This is a genomic window from Aeromonas sp. YN13HZO-058, assembly GCF_001921245.1.
GTDB lineage: Bacteria > Pseudomonadota > Gammaproteobacteria > Enterobacterales > Aeromonadaceae > Aeromonas > Aeromonas allosaccharophila.
Window position 1 is genome coordinate 82,877 of sequence record NZ_MQSY01000022.1, and the last position, 15,852, is coordinate 98,728.

The 15,852-nt window shown below is 60.0% G+C and carries 12 protein-coding genes and 1 pseudogene; 6 read left to right on the top strand and 7 right to left on the bottom strand.

The annotated features are described in order from the left end of the window. Positions 1–182: 182 nt before the first annotated feature. From aroA to BSP75_RS04705, 4 genes are all read right to left on the bottom strand, one after another. Entirely contained in the window at positions 183–1,466 is a 1,284-nt protein-coding gene (gene aroA / locus BSP75_RS04690) for a 3-phosphoshikimate 1-carboxyvinyltransferase (RefSeq protein WP_042062306.1), read from the bottom strand. Between the two features lie 171 nt (positions 1,467–1,637). Continuing rightward, positions 1,638–2,726, bottom strand: a complete 1,089-nt coding sequence (gene serC / locus BSP75_RS04695; RefSeq protein ID WP_075112390.1) for a 3-phosphoserine/phosphohydroxythreonine transaminase — start codon at positions 2,724–2,726, stop codon at positions 1,638–1,640. Positions 2,727–2,951: 225 nt separating this feature from the next. Further along, positions 2,952–3,878, bottom strand: a complete 927-nt coding sequence (locus BSP75_RS04700; RefSeq protein ID WP_075112391.1) for an FAD-binding protein — start codon at positions 3,876–3,878, stop codon at positions 2,952–2,954. After that, the gene (locus BSP75_RS04705; RefSeq protein ID WP_075112392.1) at positions 3,875–4,627 is read right to left on the bottom strand and encodes an electron transfer flavoprotein subunit beta/FixA family protein; all 753 of its coding nucleotides are present in this window, start codon (positions 4,625–4,627) and stop codon (positions 3,875–3,877) included. The genes BSP75_RS04700 and BSP75_RS04705 overlap by 4 nt, the downstream gene beginning before the upstream one ends. A 169-nt stretch (positions 4,628–4,796) precedes the next feature. Between BSP75_RS04705 and BSP75_RS04710 the strand changes: the two are divergent. The 3 genes and pseudogenes from BSP75_RS04710 (at position 4,797) to BSP75_RS04730 (ending at position 8,399) form a co-directional block, all read left to right on the top strand. After that, positions 4,797–6,548: pseudogene (locus BSP75_RS04710) on the top strand (electron transfer flavoprotein-ubiquinone oxidoreductase). Between the two features lie 293 nt (positions 6,549–6,841). Further along, positions 6,842–7,789, top strand: a complete 948-nt coding sequence (gene corA / locus BSP75_RS04725) for a magnesium/cobalt transporter CorA (protein ID WP_075112395.1) — start codon at positions 6,842–6,844, stop codon at positions 7,787–7,789. Positions 7,790–7,937: 148 nt separating this feature from the next. Continuing rightward, positions 7,938–8,399, top strand: a complete 462-nt coding sequence (locus BSP75_RS04730) for a DUF2919 domain-containing protein (protein ID WP_075112396.1) — start codon at positions 7,938–7,940, stop codon at positions 8,397–8,399. Positions 8,400–8,411: 12 nt separating this feature from the next. On the opposite strand, the gene BSP75_RS04735 is transcribed toward BSP75_RS04730, so the two are convergent. Then, on the bottom strand, positions 8,412–9,182 hold the full coding sequence (locus BSP75_RS04735) for a hypothetical protein (RefSeq protein ID WP_075112397.1): 771 nt from the start codon (positions 9,180–9,182) through the stop codon (positions 8,412–8,414). A gap of 244 nt (positions 9,183–9,426) precedes the next feature. On the opposite strand from BSP75_RS04735, the gene BSP75_RS04740 reads away from it, so the two are divergent. Beyond that, complete coding sequence (locus tag BSP75_RS04740; protein WP_075112398.1) at positions 9,427–9,978, top strand: lipoprotein; 552 nt, start codon at positions 9,427–9,429, stop codon at positions 9,976–9,978. A gap of 199 nt (positions 9,979–10,177) precedes the next feature. Beyond that, entirely contained in the window at positions 10,178–12,175 is a 1,998-nt protein-coding gene (locus BSP75_RS04745; RefSeq protein WP_075112399.1) for a hypothetical protein, read from the top strand. An 84-nt stretch (positions 12,176–12,259) separates the two neighbouring features. On the opposite strand, the gene glgC is transcribed toward BSP75_RS04745, so the two are convergent. Continuing rightward, positions 12,260–13,534, bottom strand: a complete 1,275-nt coding sequence (gene glgC / locus BSP75_RS04750) for a glucose-1-phosphate adenylyltransferase (RefSeq protein ID WP_042063835.1) — start codon at positions 13,532–13,534, stop codon at positions 12,260–12,262. A gap of 189 nt (positions 13,535–13,723) precedes the next feature. Here glgC and BSP75_RS04755 point away from each other — a divergent pair, with 189 nt between their 5' ends. Then, complete coding sequence (locus BSP75_RS04755; protein WP_075112400.1) at positions 13,724–15,364, top strand: GGDEF domain-containing protein; 1,641 nt, start codon at positions 13,724–13,726, stop codon at positions 15,362–15,364. Here BSP75_RS04755 and BSP75_RS04760 read toward each other — a convergent pair. Further along, complete coding sequence (locus tag BSP75_RS04760) at positions 15,327–15,821, bottom strand: hypothetical protein (protein WP_075112401.1); 495 nt, start codon at positions 15,819–15,821, stop codon at positions 15,327–15,329. The two genes, BSP75_RS04755 and BSP75_RS04760, sit on opposite strands and share 38 nt — an antisense overlap. Between the last annotated feature and the right edge of the window lie 31 nt (positions 15,822–15,852).

Here is a 15,852-nt window from a genome sequence, read left to right on the forward strand (position 1 = left end):
CTCAACATAGCCCGCGACAGCGCATGTGTAAATAGTAAATTACAGCAATAACAAAACTATTTTGCGGGACAATCTTGCAAGTTATTGAAATGATGCTAGGCGAAATGCGATGCGGGTGAGGAAGGTAAAAAGGCCCGCTCAGCGCGGGCCCGAAGCGTCGGTGATGACGGGTTTGTCAGTGATCAGCCACGCTGGCTGATACTGGCCAGCTTGTCGAAGTAATCCGGGAAGGTCTTCGAGGTGCACTTGGGATCATTGATGGTGACCGGGGTATCCGACAGCGCCACCAGCGAGAAGCACATGGCGATACGGTGATCGTTGTAGGTATCTATCTCGGCGTGCTTGAGCTGGGTCGGCGGGGTCACGGTGATGAAGTCATTCCCCTCCTCCACCTCGACGCCCAGCTTGCGCAGCTCGGTCGCCATGGCGTGCAGACGATCGGTCTCCTTCACCCGCCAGTTGTAGATATTGCGAATGGAGGTCGGCCCCTCGGCAAACAGCGCGGCAACGGCGATAGTCATGGCTGCATCGGGAATATGGTTCATGTCCATATCCACCCCGTGCAGCGGCGCCTGCTCAGCCTCGATGAAATCATCACCCCAGGTGATGCGCGCGCCCATCTTCTCCAGCACGTCGGCGAAGTGGATATCCCCCTGAATGCTGTGCTTGCCGATGCCGGTTACCCGCACCTTGCCCTTGATGGCGCCCGCTGCGAGGAAGTAGGAGGCACTGGAGGCATCCCCTTCCACCAGAAAATCACCCGGGCTGATATAGGTCTGGTTGCCCTTGATATAGAACAGCTTGTAGTTGTCGTGCTCGATGACCACCCCGAACTGCTTCATGATGTGCAAGGTGATATCGATGTAGGGCTTGGAGACCAGCTCTCCCTTGATGTGGATGCGGGTATCACCGGCCGCCATCGGGGCTGCCATCAAAAACGCCGTCAGGAACTGGCTGGAGACGGACCCATCGACGTGCACATCGCCGCCCCACAACCCCTTGGCATCCACCACCAGCGGCGGATAGCCATCTTTTTTCAGGTACTGGATATGGGCCCCCGCTTCACGCAGGGCATCCACCAGATGGCCGATGGGACGCTCTTCCATGCGCGGCTCGCCGCCCAGGGTATATTCACCTGAGCCGAGACACAGCGCGGCGCAAAGCGGACGCATGGCGGTACCGGCATTGCCGAGGAACAGATTGACCGGCTCTTTCACCGCAAAGCTGCGGCCCAGACCGTGCACAGTGCACTCGGTCTTGTCGGCGGAGAGCTTGTACTTGACCCCGAGCTGGGTCAGCGCAGCCAGCATATGACGAATGTCATCGCTGTCGAGCAGGTTGGTCAGACGGGTGGTGCCACGGGCCAGCGCCGCCAGCAGCAGCGCACGGTTAGAGACACTCTTGGAGCCGGGCAGATTGACCTCACCGGCCACACGAGAAATGGGTTCCAAACGCAACGAATTCATAGACTTCCTGTGCTATCTCAAAATAAACGCCTGTCCGGACGTTAACAGCCTGCGTCCCGCTCGGCAAGGGCACTTTCAGGGGAAATCGCACGGCAAACGCCAGCGCGCTGGTTCTGTTGAAAAAAAGACGCCGGGGTATCCCCGGCGTCTTTGGTGGCAAACGTTCAGCCTTTAACCGTGACGCTTGGCAAAGCCATCCATAAAGCTCACCAGGGCCTTCACTCCCTCCAGCGGCATGGCGTTATAGAGGCTGGCACGCATGCCACCGACAATGCGGTGCCCTTTGAGGGCCAGCAGACCAGCGGCCTCAGATTCAGCCAGGAACTGCTTGTCCAGCTCGGCATTTTTCAGCTGGAACGGGATGTTCATCCGCGAACGGCAGCTGACATCCACCTGATTGCCATAGAAGCTCGACTGATCGAGATAGTCGTACAGGAAGTCCGCCTTCTCCTTGTTGCGCGCTTCCATCGCCTCGAGGCCACCCTGTTCTTTGAGCCACTCGAACACCAGACCGGCCAGATACCAGGCGTAGGTGGGCGGCGTGTTGAACATGGAGTCGTTCTTGGCGGTGAGTTTGTAGTCGAAAATCGAGGGCACATCGGCTCTCGCCTGATCCAGCAAGTCATCGCGCACGATGGCGATGGCAAGCCCGGACGGCCCGATATTTTTCTGGGCACCGGCATAGATGATGCCAAAGCGGCTCACGTCGAGAGGACGGGAGAGGATGGTGGAGGAGAGATCCGCCACCAGCGGTACATCGCCGGTGGCCGGGATGTCGAACATCTCGATGCCGTCGATGGTTTCGTTCGGGCAGTAGTGCACATAGGCCGCATCGGCGCGAAACGCCGGGGTCGGCAGCAGGTGGGAGATCCCCTGCTCGTTCTTGGCAACCCCCTGGAAGGTCTGGATATCGCCATACTTTTTGGCTTCATCCACCGCGCTCTGGGACCAGACGCCGGTCAGCAGGAAGTCCGCCTTCTTGTTGGCGCCACCCAGCAGGTTCATGGGCACGGCGGAGAACTGGCCGCGACCACCACCGTGCATAAACAGCACCTTGTAGTTATCCGGCACAGCCAGCAGCTCGCGCAGATCCGCTTCAGCCTTCTCGGCCACCGCCATGTAGGGCTTGCCACGATGGGAAAGCTCCATGACCGAGGCTCCCAGCCCCTGAAAATTACAAAATTCGCGCTGGGCGCGCTCCATGACTTCAACCGGCAGCATGGCGGGGCCGGCGCAGAAGTTGTAAATCTGTTTGCTCATGACGCTTTCCGTGAGTGGATGAGAGTAATCGATGACTTGTCAGGTTTTACACAAGAGCCGCCACAGGATCAAAGGCTTTTTGGGAGCTGGCTCAACCTTTTACCGTCACTCTGCATCCCCCTTGCAGCAGAAAAAGCCCTGAACGGGTCAGGGCTTGCAGGGAACATGCACAGAAATGGCGGGCAGCGCGCATAAACGACCACAGCTGCGCCGTTTCTGACAAATTTACAGTTTGGCGGTGAGCTCCGGCAGCAGGGTGAAGAGATCCCCCACCAGCCCGTAGTCCGCCACCTGAAAGATCGGGGCCTCGCTGTCCTTGTTGATGGCCACGATCACCTTCGACTCCTTCATCCCCGCCAGATGCTGGATGGCGCCCGAGATACCGACCGCGATATAGAGCTCGGGCGCCACCACCTTGCCGGTCTGCCCCACCTGCAGATCGTTGGCGACATATCCCGCATCAACGGCTGCTCGCGATGCGCCCACCGCCCCACCCAGCTTGTCGGCCAGCGCCTCAATCAGGGCAAATTGCGCTTTGGAGCCAAGGGCGCGGCCACCGGAGACCACCACCCGGGCAGCGGTCAGTTCAGGCCTGCTGGAGCGCACCGCGCGGCGCTCGACCAGCCGGGTACGGCCCGCGAATTCGGGCACAGCCAAGCGTTCGATAAGAGCCTGTCCGCCCGTCGCCGCCTTGGCAAACGCGGTCGCCCGCACTGTCATCACCTTGACGGGCGCCGAGCTTGCCACTCTGGCAATGGCATTACCCGCATAGATGGGGCGCAGGAAGGTATCGCTGCTCTCGATGCCGATCACCTCGGAGAGCATCTCCACCCCGAGCCGCGCCGCCACCTGTGGCAAGAGCGCCTTGCCCATGGCACTCGCCGCCATCAAGCAGTGGCTGTAACCTTCGCACCAGCTGGCCAGCAGCTTGTCGACCCCATCCAGCAGCCCGTCGGCCAGCAGGGGATGCTCGGCAAGCAACACCTTGTCGACACCGCCGATGGCAGCCGCCTGTTCACCCGCCTCGGTCAGCCCCTGACCCAGCAACAGCAGATCGACCTGACCGCCGATGGATGCGGCGGCGGTGACCAGTTGTGCCACGTTGTCGACCAGATGGCCCTGATGATGTTCGGCAATGATCAGCACGCTCATGGCAGCACCTTCGCTTCGTGTTTGAGTTTGTCCACCAGCTCGTCCACCGAGCCCACCTTGATCCCGGCGCTGCGGGCTGGCGGCGCCATCACCCCGAGCAAACGGGTCTGGTTGGCCACCTCAACGGCGAGTGTCGAGAACGGGGCGCTATCAAGCGGCTTGCGCTTGGCCTTCATGATGTTGGGCAGCGAGGCAAAACGCGGTTCATTCAAACGCAGATCGGCGCTCACCACCGCAGGCAGCGGCATGCCGAGGGTCTCGAGGCCACCGTCGATTTCGCGGGTCACCAGCAGTTCCCCCGCTTCCACCTTGAGGGCGGACGCGCAGGTCGCCAGCGGCCAATCATTGAGAGCAGCCAGCATCTGGGCCACCTGATTGTTGTCTGAATCGATGGACTGCTTGCCGAGCAGCACCAGATCCGGCTGCTCCAGCTCACACACCTGGTGCAAGGCGCGGGCGACCGTCAGCGGGGCGAGCGTCTCGTCTGTCACATAGTGGCGCGCCCGATCTGCTCCCAGCGCCAGCGCATGGCGCAGCTGCTCGGCGGCCGCGTCCGGGCCAAAGGTCACCACCACCAGCTCGCTGGCAATACCCGCTTCCCGCAGCCTGACCCCCTCCTCCACCGCAATTTCACAAAAGGGGTTGATCCCCATCTTCACATTGGCGAGCTCCACGTCGGAGCCGTCTCCCTTCACCCGGATCTTGACGTTGTAGTCGACTACCCGTTTGATTGCGACCAGCAGCTTCATGGGGTCATGCCTCGTCTGTTTGGATTGAATTCATTAGTGTGCCTCTGCGTTTGTTGCAGTGCGCTTTTGCCTGATTTTTTGCTTTTTCTTGCTCAGTTTTGCTTACAACCGCTTTACGTTTACGTAAACTACCAGCATTACCCTAGGCCAACCAGAGCGCAGAGGCAAGATGGAACGGGAAGCAATGGAATTTGATGTCGTCATCGTCGGCGGCGGTCCGGCGGGGCTCAGCGCCGCCATCGCGTTGAAACAGCAGGATGCCAATCTCTCGGTCTGCCTGCTGGAAAAGGGTGCCGAAATTGGCGCCCATCTGCTCTCCGGCGCTCTGCTCGACCCCGTTGCCCTCAAGGAGCTGCTACCACAAAGCTGGCAGCAGGCACCGCTCGGGGTAGCTGTCAGCGACGATCAGGTACATTTGCTGCAAAGCGAGGAGCGCTCCCTGCAACTGCCAAACTGGGCCGTACCGCCACGGATGCACAATGAAGGCTGTAACATCGTCAGCCTCGGCAACCTGTGCCGCTGGCTTGGCCAGCAGGCGGAGCAGCTGGGAGTCGAAATATACCCGGGGTTTACCGCCAGCGACCTTATCATGGAAGCGGGACGGGTCAAGGGGGTGATCACCGGCGATTTGGGACTTGATCGCGCGGGCAATCCAAAATCTGATCATGTTCCCGGCATGGCGCTCTATGGCCGCTATACCCTCTTTGCCGAGGGCGCCCGCGGCCATCTGGGCAAACAGCTCATCACCGAGTTCAATCTGGAAAACCCCGCCCAACCCCAGCACTATGCCATCGGCTTTAAAGAGTTGTGGCAACTGCCAGCAGGTCAGGGCAGAGCAGGACAGGTGCTGCACGGCAGTGGCTGGCCCCTTGGCAAGCAGGGGGGCGGCAATAGCCAGGGGGGTTTCTATCTCTATCAGATGGAAGGGGATCAGGTCGCGGTCGGGCTGATTGTCGATCTCAACTACCAGAATCCCTGGCTCAGCCCGTTCGACGAATTCCAGCGCCTCAAGCATCACCCGCTCATCGCCGATCTGCTGAAAGGGGGTGAGCGCATCAGCTATGGCGCCCGCGCCATCACCAAGGGGGGCTGGCACGCCCTGCCCCGCATGCACTTTCCGGGCGGCCTGCTGATCGGTTGTGATGCGGGCACCCTCGACTTTTCCCGCATCAAGGGGATACACACCGCCATGAAATCGGGGATGCTGGCGGCAAAAACAGTCGCGATGGCACTACGGGGGGGCGATGAAGGTGGACGGGATCTGGCCCAGTATGGCGACGAGCTGCAACAGAGCTGGCTGGCCCGCGAACTCAAGGCGGCACGCAACTTCGGCGCTGCTCTTCACCGCTATGGTCCCTTGTTGGGCGGTGCCTTCAACTGGCTGGAGCAGCGGCTGCTTGGCACAAACTCGCCCTTCAAACTGCTCGATAAGGCTCCCGATTACCGCCAGCTGCGCATGGCCAGCCGCTGCGAGCCGATCCATTATCCCAAAGCCGATGGCAAGCTGAGCTTTGACAAGCTCTCGTCTGTGTATCTGGCCAACACCAGTCACGACGAGGATCAGCCCTGCCACCTCAAGCTGCAGGACGAGCGCATTCCGGTCGAGGTCAATCTACCCACTTGGGCCGAACCTGCCCAACGCTACTGCCCGGCAGGAGTGTTTGAAGTACTGGAAACGGAAGGAGCGGCCAAACTGCAGATCAACGCAGCCAACTGCATTCACTGCAAGACCTGTGACATTAAAGATCCCAGTCAAAACATCATATGGACACCGCCACAGGGAGGCTCGGGGCCCAACTATCCCAATATGTGATGAAGTGCAGCGATACCAAGATGCGGTGACATCAAAGATACTCAGCCCCAAAACATCATATGGACACCGCCACAAGGGGGCTCAGGGCCGAACTATCCGAATATGTGATGACGTGGGGCGATAGCAAAAGGCAGCCTCAGAAATCCTTCCCCCCTGCCAAAGGCGGGTTCTCCCCCGCATGGCCGCTCAGGTGATCCGACCTCGCTGTTTTTTTGAACAAACAGGCTGGATCCCTGATGAATAGCCCCTGACAAGCGCGGCCCGCCCCTGTATAGTTCGCCGCATTCAGGTTTTCCATCGGCCCGATCTGCTTATCCACGGGATCGCCTTCTGCAGCGATCTAAGGCCGCATGACCTGTGCAACCATCCCTGATTACCCATGACTTTTTAAGGGGGGACAGATGATCACCGCCTACATTCTCAATAACAAGGTGCTGGACATAGTCACGCTCGGGCCTGACGACATAGTACCTGACAACACGATCTGGCTGGATGCCTACAAGCCGGACACGGCAGAGCGAGAATGGTTGACGGGCCTGTTCCTGGAAGAGGTTCCCGACAAGGAAGAGCTCGACGACATCGAAGCATCCGCCCGTTTCTACTGGGATACCGATGGTCTGCACATTCACTCCCTGTTTCCCCAGCGGATCGGTCGTGACACCAAGGGTGTCCACGTCTCCTTTACCCTGCGCAACAACCTGCTGATCAGCATTCGTGAAGATGACATCGGGCTGGTACGCCTGCTGCGCCACTATATGCGCCAGGATCGGCTGGAGGTGGAGGATGCCCTCGACATCCTGCTGGAGGTGCAAAACCTCAAGGTGGAATACCTCTCCGACCTTATCGAGGATGGTTACAAGACCTTGGAAAACACCGCCGATCAGATCTTCGAGCCGGATCAGATCAACCCCATGCTCAAAGAGTTGATGGCACAGGAAGAGGCCAACGGCCAGATCCGTCTCTCCCTGCACGATACCCGCCGCGCCCTGCGTTTCCTCAAACGGAGCCTGCGCCAGCGCATGAGCCTGGAGCAGAACAAGTGGATCGACGAGATGCTGCACGACGTGGAATCTCTCTTGCCCCACACCCAGTTCCTGTTCGACAAGATCAACTTCCAGCTGGAGGCCTCCATGGGGGTCACCAATCTGGAGCAGAACAAGGTGATCAAGATCTTCTCGGTTGCCGCCGTGATCTTCCTGCCGCCGACCCTGATCGCCAGTATCTACGGCATGAACTTCGGCCGCATGCCGGAGCTCGCCTGGGAGTATGGTTATCCCATGTCGCTGGTGCTGATGGTGATGTCATCGCTGGGCACCGGCCTCTTCTTCAAGCGCAAAGGATGGCTGTAACGCCGCCGACGCGCGCTGCGATATCTGAAGAAATGGATTGGGGGGCATGGCCCCCCGATTAATTTGCGCTGATCCCAACGCCTTGCAAAGGGCGCGTCGTCGCCCCATATCCCCTCCATCACTCCATTCAAGTGGCTAACGGGCAACCATGACCCTCTACCCCGAACACCGATATGACGATCACGGCCAGTTGCGCCCGCCCCTCTGGTTCTGGCCCATCGCCCTGTTGCTGACCCGCTCGGTCTGGCTGTTTCTGATGGCTGGCGTCACCCGCGAGAGCGGCAGCGAGATCCTGACTCTCTTCTATCCGGACAAAATCACCCTCTACATCAGCCTGCTGACCGACGTCCCCGCCATCCTGGCGTTGCTCGCCTGCGGGGGCACCTATCAGCAGACCCACAGCATTCGCGCCTGGCTCAGGCGCCACAGCCCGCTGCTGCTGCTCTGCTCTGCCGTCAGCGGCCTGCTGATGCAACTGCACAGCCTCAATCTGCAGAAGTGGTCGTTCAGCTGGCCCACCGCACTGGTGCTGGTCGCCAGCCTCTGGTCACTCTGGTATCTGCTGCGCAGTCGCCAGCTACGGGAATATGCCGCAGACCAACCCCACTGACGGGGCTGACACCTATTGGCGAGTAACCCGGATCTGCAGGGTCTGGCGCTCGCTCTGGCTGCCTCGCCCTCCCTGTAGCTGGGTACCGAGGCTGCTCCCCTGATCCGCAGAACTGGTCGAGAGCTCCCCCACCGTCATCCACTGGCCCGGAGCCCCGCTCACCTCGGTGGCACTCTGCCCACGATTGATGGTGCCCTGATCCAGCCTCGCCTGTTCGCTGCTGAGCGCAATCTGCACCCGATCGCCAATCAAGGTGGCCGTGGCATAGAGGCCGTTCACCAGCGGCATCATCCCCACCACGGCGCCCCCGTGCCACTGATAGAAGGTCACCGGCTGATAGGAGCCCATCTGCAGCAGCACGGGACGACCCGACAGCCCGCGCACCTGCCAACTGTCGTTCTGGCTGCGCTGGTACTGTTGGGCGTTGCCATCGAGCAGCCACTGCCGCTTGGCCTCGTCGCGACTGATTGAGCCCCCCAGTTGCTGACCGCTGGCGGCCCCATCCACCCGCCACTCGATAAGCAGGCTTTGCGGCGGCTGGTTGATCTGGGCCAACGTGGCTTCAGCCTCCTGCAGCTGGGCTGGCGTCCCGCTCAGCACCAGCTGGTTACCCATCGCGCTTACCCCCAGCTGAGGGTAGATCTCCTTGAGGGTCTGCACCGCCGCCTGCGCCTCGAAGACCGGGATCACTTTCACCTCGGCCCACAACGACGGGCTCCAGAGCCCCATCATGCAGCCAAGCCACAGCAGCACCCTGCGGCCAACCTTGCCCATCCGAATCATTGCGCTCTCCTCGCTCTCTGTTCTCTTCTTGTGCTCTGCTCAGGCTGCTCGGCTCAGACGTGGGCCAACACCCGCAACCAACCGATCGGCCCGACTCTGTTCACCCGTTGATGATGAACCCGGCGGTTGCCAAAAAACAATCGGGAATGCAGCAAGTCCGTGATTTCCCACGGTATGAGGCTCTCATTCCACGCCCATTATCGCGTAAGATAGCGCCATCATATTTACCCACGCGGAATCCATCATGTTGAAACAGCTGTTGTTACTCCCCCTCGCCCTGCTGCTGGGGGCCTGCTCCCTGACCCAGTACAACGTCAGCGAGGCCGAAATCAACCAGTACCTCAAAGATCAGGTCTCTTTTGAAAAACAGCTGGGGATCCCCGGCATCATGTCGAGCAAGATCCGTCTGGATGAGATGCAGAGCCGTATCGGCCGCAAACAAGCGGATCGCATCGAGCTGGACGCCGCTGGCGACCTTCAGGTGAGCAGTCCCCTTGGCAGCCAGCAGATGAAGATCCGCTTTGCCCTGAGTGCCCGCCCCGACTATGTGGCCGATCAGGGAGCCATCTATCTGCGTGACCTTGAGCTGGTCTCGGTCAAGACCGAGCCGGCCGATATCGGGGCCGCCCTCACCCCGCTGCTCCCAACCTTCAATCAGTCCCTTTCCCTGTTCCTGTCGCAGACCCCGGTCTATCGCCTCGACAGCAGCCGCAAGAACGAAGCCAGGCTCAAGGACAAGGTCGAAGCCCTCAAGGTAGAGCCGGGCCGTCTGGTCATCCCGTTCAAGGTGCTCTGAACCCCGCCGCAGTGGCACTTTCATCGCAATAAACAGATAACCGCCCTCTTCGACAGCGCACATCCGGTTTAACGTGCAGCCGAATGGGGCGGTTTTTTACTTCTCAACTCCCTTCCAACACAGCATAATGCACACCATTCTCATTTAGATTCGTCATGAGAAGCGTCAATAATAAAACCAACCAATGGTGAGAAGGGACATGAGAAAAACCGTACTGGTTCAGGCGATCGCCTGCGCACTGATCAGCGGCGCCGCACACGCTGCCGTCAAAGTCGAAGACAAGACATTCAATACCGCCGCCAACATGCTGGCCTATACCGAATTCGAGCTCTCCGGTGAGCCGCTGGCCGAAGCGCTGGGGCTGGATCTGGACGTGCTGGATGCCAACCGTGCCGATGAGCCGACCCCGTTCGACTTCGCCGCCGGCATCGAATCCTACGAATACTCCGAAGAGGCGATGTACGCCCTCAACTACCAATCCGGCATGGGCCCACATCTGGTGAACGGGCCGCAAAACCTGGCCCGTGGCGGCACCATGGCCTCTCTGGGGCAACGGGTGCTGGCCATGGCCGATGCGGTTGGCTTCCCGGCCGATGAAGTGCCGCAGGGCATGTATCCCCTCTCCCTGCCCTACGCCTCCGCCAATCCGGAGTTTGCCCAGGCCGTCAACGCCACTCCGGTCAATGGCGACCAGATCACCATCAAGACAGCCAAAGGCACCGAGAAGACCGTCAAGACCCAGGTGCCCGCCTACTTCCGTGACTACAGCACCCTGCGCTGGAGCGGCAGTGACAACCTGCTGGTGCCCGCAGCCGTGGGCGGCATCCTGCTCAAAGAGGTGATGTGGTCGCAAGACTTCCTCGGCGGCATGCACGTGGCCGAGACCGATGAAGAGGTAGAAGCCGCCTCCGCCACCATGGATCAGGATGGCAAGCACAAGCTGGGCGTCTCTGCCGCTGATGGCTTCAACGGCATGATGCTGACCGAGCAATCCATCGACAAGCTGGCCATCATGCAGAACCAGCTCGGCTTCGATGGCAAACAACTGGGCGCCAGGATCACCCCGCAGTACGATCCGGCCAAAGGCGTCATCTACTTCCCCCATCAGGTGAAAGTGACCGAAACCAGCAACAACGATGCCGGTGCTATCGGCAAGCTGGAGGTGGTGGATGGCTCCGCCCAGCTGCGCGATGCCTGGATGATGCTGTGGCCGCTCTCCGAGTTCTATGCCTTCAGCGATCAGCGCAGCGCCAACACCAACCAGAACCCGGCCTTCCACGCCGTGTTTGACGGCGCACCGTTTGCCGCTGCGCCAGCTGCCAACCAGGCCAATGACCTGGGCAAAGCGGTCGCGGGCAGCGATGCCTTCTCGCTGGCGATCAATCTCTCCAACCTCACCTTCAAGAACCTGGCGGCCCTGCACTTTGATGCCAAGAGCGGCACCCTGGTCGACAGCTGGCAGGCAGGCAAACAGGGCAAGCACGTCACCACCTTTGACGCCGCTTACGCACTGGTCGCCCTGCAGATCTTCCAGCGTGCTCAGGATGCGCTGCCGGTCGGTTATGCCGCCGGTGACAATGGCGAGCTGAACCTCAAGACCAAGCAGGGTCAGCAGGCGCTCGACGTGATCCGCAAACAGGCCGATTTCATCCTTGCCAACCTCAAGGGCAAGAATGGCCTGGTGCATGACGGCATCACCCTGGGGGGCAAACTCGATGCTGGCCAGTCTGTCGATGCGCAGTTCGCCGCCATCCGTGGTCTGACCGCTGCGTTCCTCGCCACCTCCGATGCCAAGTACCGCACCGCTGCCCGCGAGCTGTTCATCGCCGCCGACAAGGCCTACTTCAATGCCAAGGCAGGTACCTGGCTGGCGGGTAAACAGGGTGAATACACCCCCTGGACCCAGGCTGCTATCTCCGGCGCCCTGCGCTCTGCCATGCTGAACCTGCGCAACGAAGGGGCCGAGAAGGCGCCCGAGCTGGAGCTGGCCAAGCTGACCAGTCAGTACGTCAGCTGGTTCCGTGGCACCGTCAACGGTGGTATGCAGATGGCCGAGTGGATCGGTGACTCCGGCGAGAACATCATCGAAGGTGCCGGCAGCGACACCGACGAAGATGGCGTACCGCAAGTGACCGCCGCCGGTGGCAAGCACGGCACCGCCATGGTGATGGCTGCCAAAGCGGTGATTAGCGAGTAATATTCGCCATTCACCCGGATGAAAAAGGGAGCCAATTTGGCTCCCTTTGCATTACAGCGTCTGACACAGTTTCAAGGACCTTCCTCAAACCAGCTTGTCCAGCATCTCCTTGGTCACCAGCACGATCCCCTGCTCGGAGCGGTAGAAGCGGCGGCTATCCTCATCGGCGTTTTCGCCCACCACCAGCCCATCGGGCAGCACACACCCTTTATCCACCACCACCCGGCGCAGACGGCAACCGGCACCGATCTCGACCCCGGGGAAGATGATGGCCTGATCCAGGGTGCAGAAAGAGTGCACCCGCACATTGGTAAAGAGCACCGAGTTGAGCACGAACGACCCGCTGACGATGGTGCCGCCCGAGAACATGGAGTTGATGGTCATGCCGTGCTGACCATTGCGGTCCTGCACAAACTTGGCCGGTGGCGTCAGGGTCTGGCTGGTCCAGATGGGCCAGTTCTGATCGTAGATATCGAGCTCGGGCAACACGGAGGCGAGATCCATGTTCGCTTCCCAGAACGAATCCAGGGTGCCCACGTCACGCCAGTAGGGTTTTTGCCCCTCGCGGGCGCCGACACAGGACATGCTGAAGGGGTGCGCAAACGCCAGCCCCTCCTCCACGATGCGGGGGATCAGATCCATGCCGAAGTCGTGTTTGGAGTCCTGATTGAGAATGTCCTCCTCCAGCAGTTGATAGAGGTACTCCGCCTCGAAGATGTAGATCCCCATGGAGGCCAGCGAACGATCCTCGCAACCCGGCATGGCGGGCGGATTGGCCGGTTTCTCGACAAAGGCGCGGATCTTGCGCTGCTCGTCGATGTCCATCACCCCGAAGGCGGATGCCTCGGCTCTTGGCACCTCGATACAGGCCACCGTCACCTTGGCGCCAAGGCGCACGTGATCGAGCAGCATGGCGGCGTAGTCCATCTTGTAGATGTGATCCCCCGCCAGCACCACTATGTATTTAGGGCCATAGTCACGGATGATATCGACGTTCTGATAGATGGCATCGGCGGTGCCGCGATACCAGTGCACCTCGTCCACCCGTTGCTGGGCCGGGAGCAGGTCGATGAATTCGTTCATCTGGTAACGCAGGAAGGACCAGCCCGATTGCAGGTGACGCAGCAGGCTGTGAGATTTGTATTGAGTGACTACACCAACGCGGCGGATCCCCGAGTTGATACAGTTGGAGAGCACAAAATCAATGATCCGGAATTTGCCACCGAAATGGACGGCAGGCTTGGCGCGGTTGTCGGTCAACTGTTTCAGGCGACTGCCACGCCCTCCCGCCAGCACCAGTGCCATACTCTGGTTCAGTAATTGTCGTGCTTTGGCACTATTTTCGGGCTCTAACAACATGATTTACCTCTGCCTTGTTTGATCTATTTTCAACTCATCTTCGCCTGATTCGGTAGCTGTGAAAGTGGTTTCACTCACATTTAACCGATCCCAATTGACCCTTTTAACCAAGTTGCGAGGAATAGCATGCTTTGCTCCGCCAGCTTGGTTAAAATTCCCCCATAAAGCAGCCACTTCAAGGATGACAAGATGGTTCACAAGCTCGGACGTTCCCTGTTTCTCATCGCCACCATAGTGACCATACCCCTGCTGCTACTGCAAGCAGTTTGGTTGGCCCTTCAGAGCACACCGCTCACCCTGGCCATTATTGTGGCCACCACACTGCTTGGCATGATCCTGCTGCTGATGCTGGCCATTCGTACCCTGGATGGCCTGCTCCAGCATCAGGAGCTCACCTGGGTCAAGGCGCTCAGAAGCCGGGATCCCTCCCAGCTCGATGAGCCCGCCTCCCGCGAGGTGCTGCAACAACTGCTGGAGCAGTTCGAAAGCGCCGAGCAGAGCGCCCATCGCCAGCTGACCGAATTGAGCAATCTGGCCACCACCGATGAGCTGACCCAGCTACTCAACCGCCACGCCTTTCGCCGCGACATGACCGAGTTGCTGCAGCGGGATCAGGACACCCAGACCGCCACCCTGGTGCTGATCCGCGCCACCGAACTTGGCAAGATCAACGCCCAGCGCGGCTTCCAGTCTGGTGATGCCTATATCAAAGACATGGCCGCCCTCATCAAGCGGGTGGTGAGCCGCTTCCCGGGTAATCAGGTCTATCGTATTTCGGGGGCCGATTTCGCCGTGCTGGTGCAGCCGGTGGCCAATATCCCCCCCCATCTGCTGGGGCAGGATTTGAAAGCGGCTTTCGATCACTATCAGGATCAGCACGAGCTGGAGAGCACCGCATACTCCGGCCTCACCAAGCTCAGCAGCGGTCAGCAAATCGAAGCGGTACTGGCCAGAGCGGATCTGGCGCTGGCCCGCGCCCAAACCGAGACCATCAACGGCTGGGCTATCCAGCAGGATGACAACGTCTCCGATCTGCAGGGGCAACACCACTGGCGCGAGGTGCTGACCGAAGTGCTGGCGCAGGAGCGGCTCAGCTTTACCTACCAGCCGATCCAGCCGCTGCACCGCAGCATGCTGGCCTACAACGAGATCTACACCCGCTTCAGCGGCAACGACGGCACAGCTCTGCCCACCGACACCCTGTTTGCCATGGCGCAGCGGCTGGATATGGTGATGCGGCTGGAGCAGCTGGTCATTACCCACATCATGCGTCAGTACCGGGCCTTTGGTGCCAACCAGAGTCGCTGGGGGATCAACCTCTCCCCCAACCTGCTGCAAAACAGTACCTTCCTGATCTGGCTTGACCGCCAGTTGCTCAAAGATCCCAATACCAGCGCCAATCTGGTGTTCGAACTGGATGAGGAGCATCTGGAGCGCAACCTGACCGGCGCCAAGCGGGTGTTTGAACTGCTGCGCCGCAACGGCAGCCGTTCGGCTATCGCCAACTTCGGCAAGGGGATCGGCTCCTTCACCCTGTTTCGCGAGCTCAAGCCCGACTACATCAAGCTGGATCCCGCCCTTATTACCGGGCTGGAGCAGGATCAGACCAACCAGCAATTCGTGCGGATGATCGTCGATGTATCACATCGGATGGGGTGTCAGGTGATTGCCGAGGGGGTGGAACAGCTTGGCCAGAAACAGCTGCTGCAGGGGATGTACGTGGACGGTTTGCAGGGTTATCTGATCGCCCGGCCGCAACCGCTGCGACCGGATATCAGCCAGCTGGGGCTCTTTACTGAGGATGCTTCAGCTTCAAAAGGGTCAGAATGATGTCATTGAGCTGGCGATAGCGCTCCAGCTCTTTTTGATCGTAACGGGTCGCCAGCGTGGTGGGGTTGTGGCGATTCTTGAGGTAACGGTTGATTTGCAGGCGATTGAACCCCGCCACCTGATAAACCTGGCCAAGCAGGGTATTGAGCTCATCGTGCTCCAGACCTGCTCTGGCCAGATACTCCCCATCGGCGGGACTCTCGGTCTGATGGCTCCATTTGCCAATGCGGCCGCTCTCCTGCAGATAGCTGAGCCACTGCTCGATATAGAGGGGTTTGCAGCCCGCCAGCAGATTGAAAAAGCCCACTGCATCGCAACGACAACCGCTCAGGAGCACGACCGCCAGCTGATCGGCATCGCACTGGAAGGTCACAGGCCCGGCTTGCGCCCAGTCCAGTGCCTGCACCCGAATGCTGGCCTTCTCACCCGCAGCTCCCGTTACGTCGAATACAAACATGGCGCTCCTCCCTTGGCAAAAGGTTGATGAT

Bases quoted from the DNA above. Each gene is read 5' to 3' on its own strand.
- BSP75_RS04730 (WP_075112396.1), top strand. From the start codon at position 7,938: ATGACCCTCTACCCCGAACACCGATATGACGATCACGGCCAGTTGCGC.
- corA (WP_075112395.1), top strand. From the start codon at position 6,842: ATGATCACCGCCTACATTCTCAATAACAAGGTGCTGGACATAGTCACG.
- BSP75_RS04705 (WP_075112392.1), bottom strand. From the start codon at position 4,627: ATGAAGCTGCTGGTCGCAATCAAACGGGTAGTCGACTACAACGTCAAG.
- BSP75_RS04700 (WP_075112391.1), bottom strand. From the start codon at position 3,878: ATGAGCGTGCTGATCATTGCCGAACATCATCAGGGCCATCTGGTCGAC.
- glgC (WP_042063835.1), bottom strand. From the start codon at position 13,534: ATGTTGTTAGAGCCCGAAAATAGTGCCAAAGCACGACAATTACTGAAC.
- BSP75_RS04735 (WP_075112397.1), bottom strand. From the start codon at position 9,182: ATGATTCGGATGGGCAAGGTTGGCCGCAGGGTGCTGCTGTGGCTTGGC.
- BSP75_RS04745 (WP_075112399.1), top strand. From the start codon at position 10,178: ATGAGAAAAACCGTACTGGTTCAGGCGATCGCCTGCGCACTGATCAGC.
- BSP75_RS04760 (WP_075112401.1), bottom strand. From the start codon at position 15,821: ATGTTTGTATTCGACGTAACGGGAGCTGCGGGTGAGAAGGCCAGCATT.
- serC (WP_075112390.1), bottom strand. From the start codon at position 2,726: ATGAGCAAACAGATTTACAACTTCTGCGCCGGCCCCGCCATGCTGCCG.
- BSP75_RS04755 (WP_075112400.1), top strand. From the start codon at position 13,724: ATGGTTCACAAGCTCGGACGTTCCCTGTTTCTCATCGCCACCATAGTG.
- BSP75_RS04740 (WP_075112398.1), top strand. From the start codon at position 9,427: ATGTTGAAACAGCTGTTGTTACTCCCCCTCGCCCTGCTGCTGGGGGCC.
- aroA (WP_042062306.1), bottom strand. From the start codon at position 1,466: ATGAATTCGTTGCGTTTGGAACCCATTTCTCGTGTGGCCGGTGAGGTC.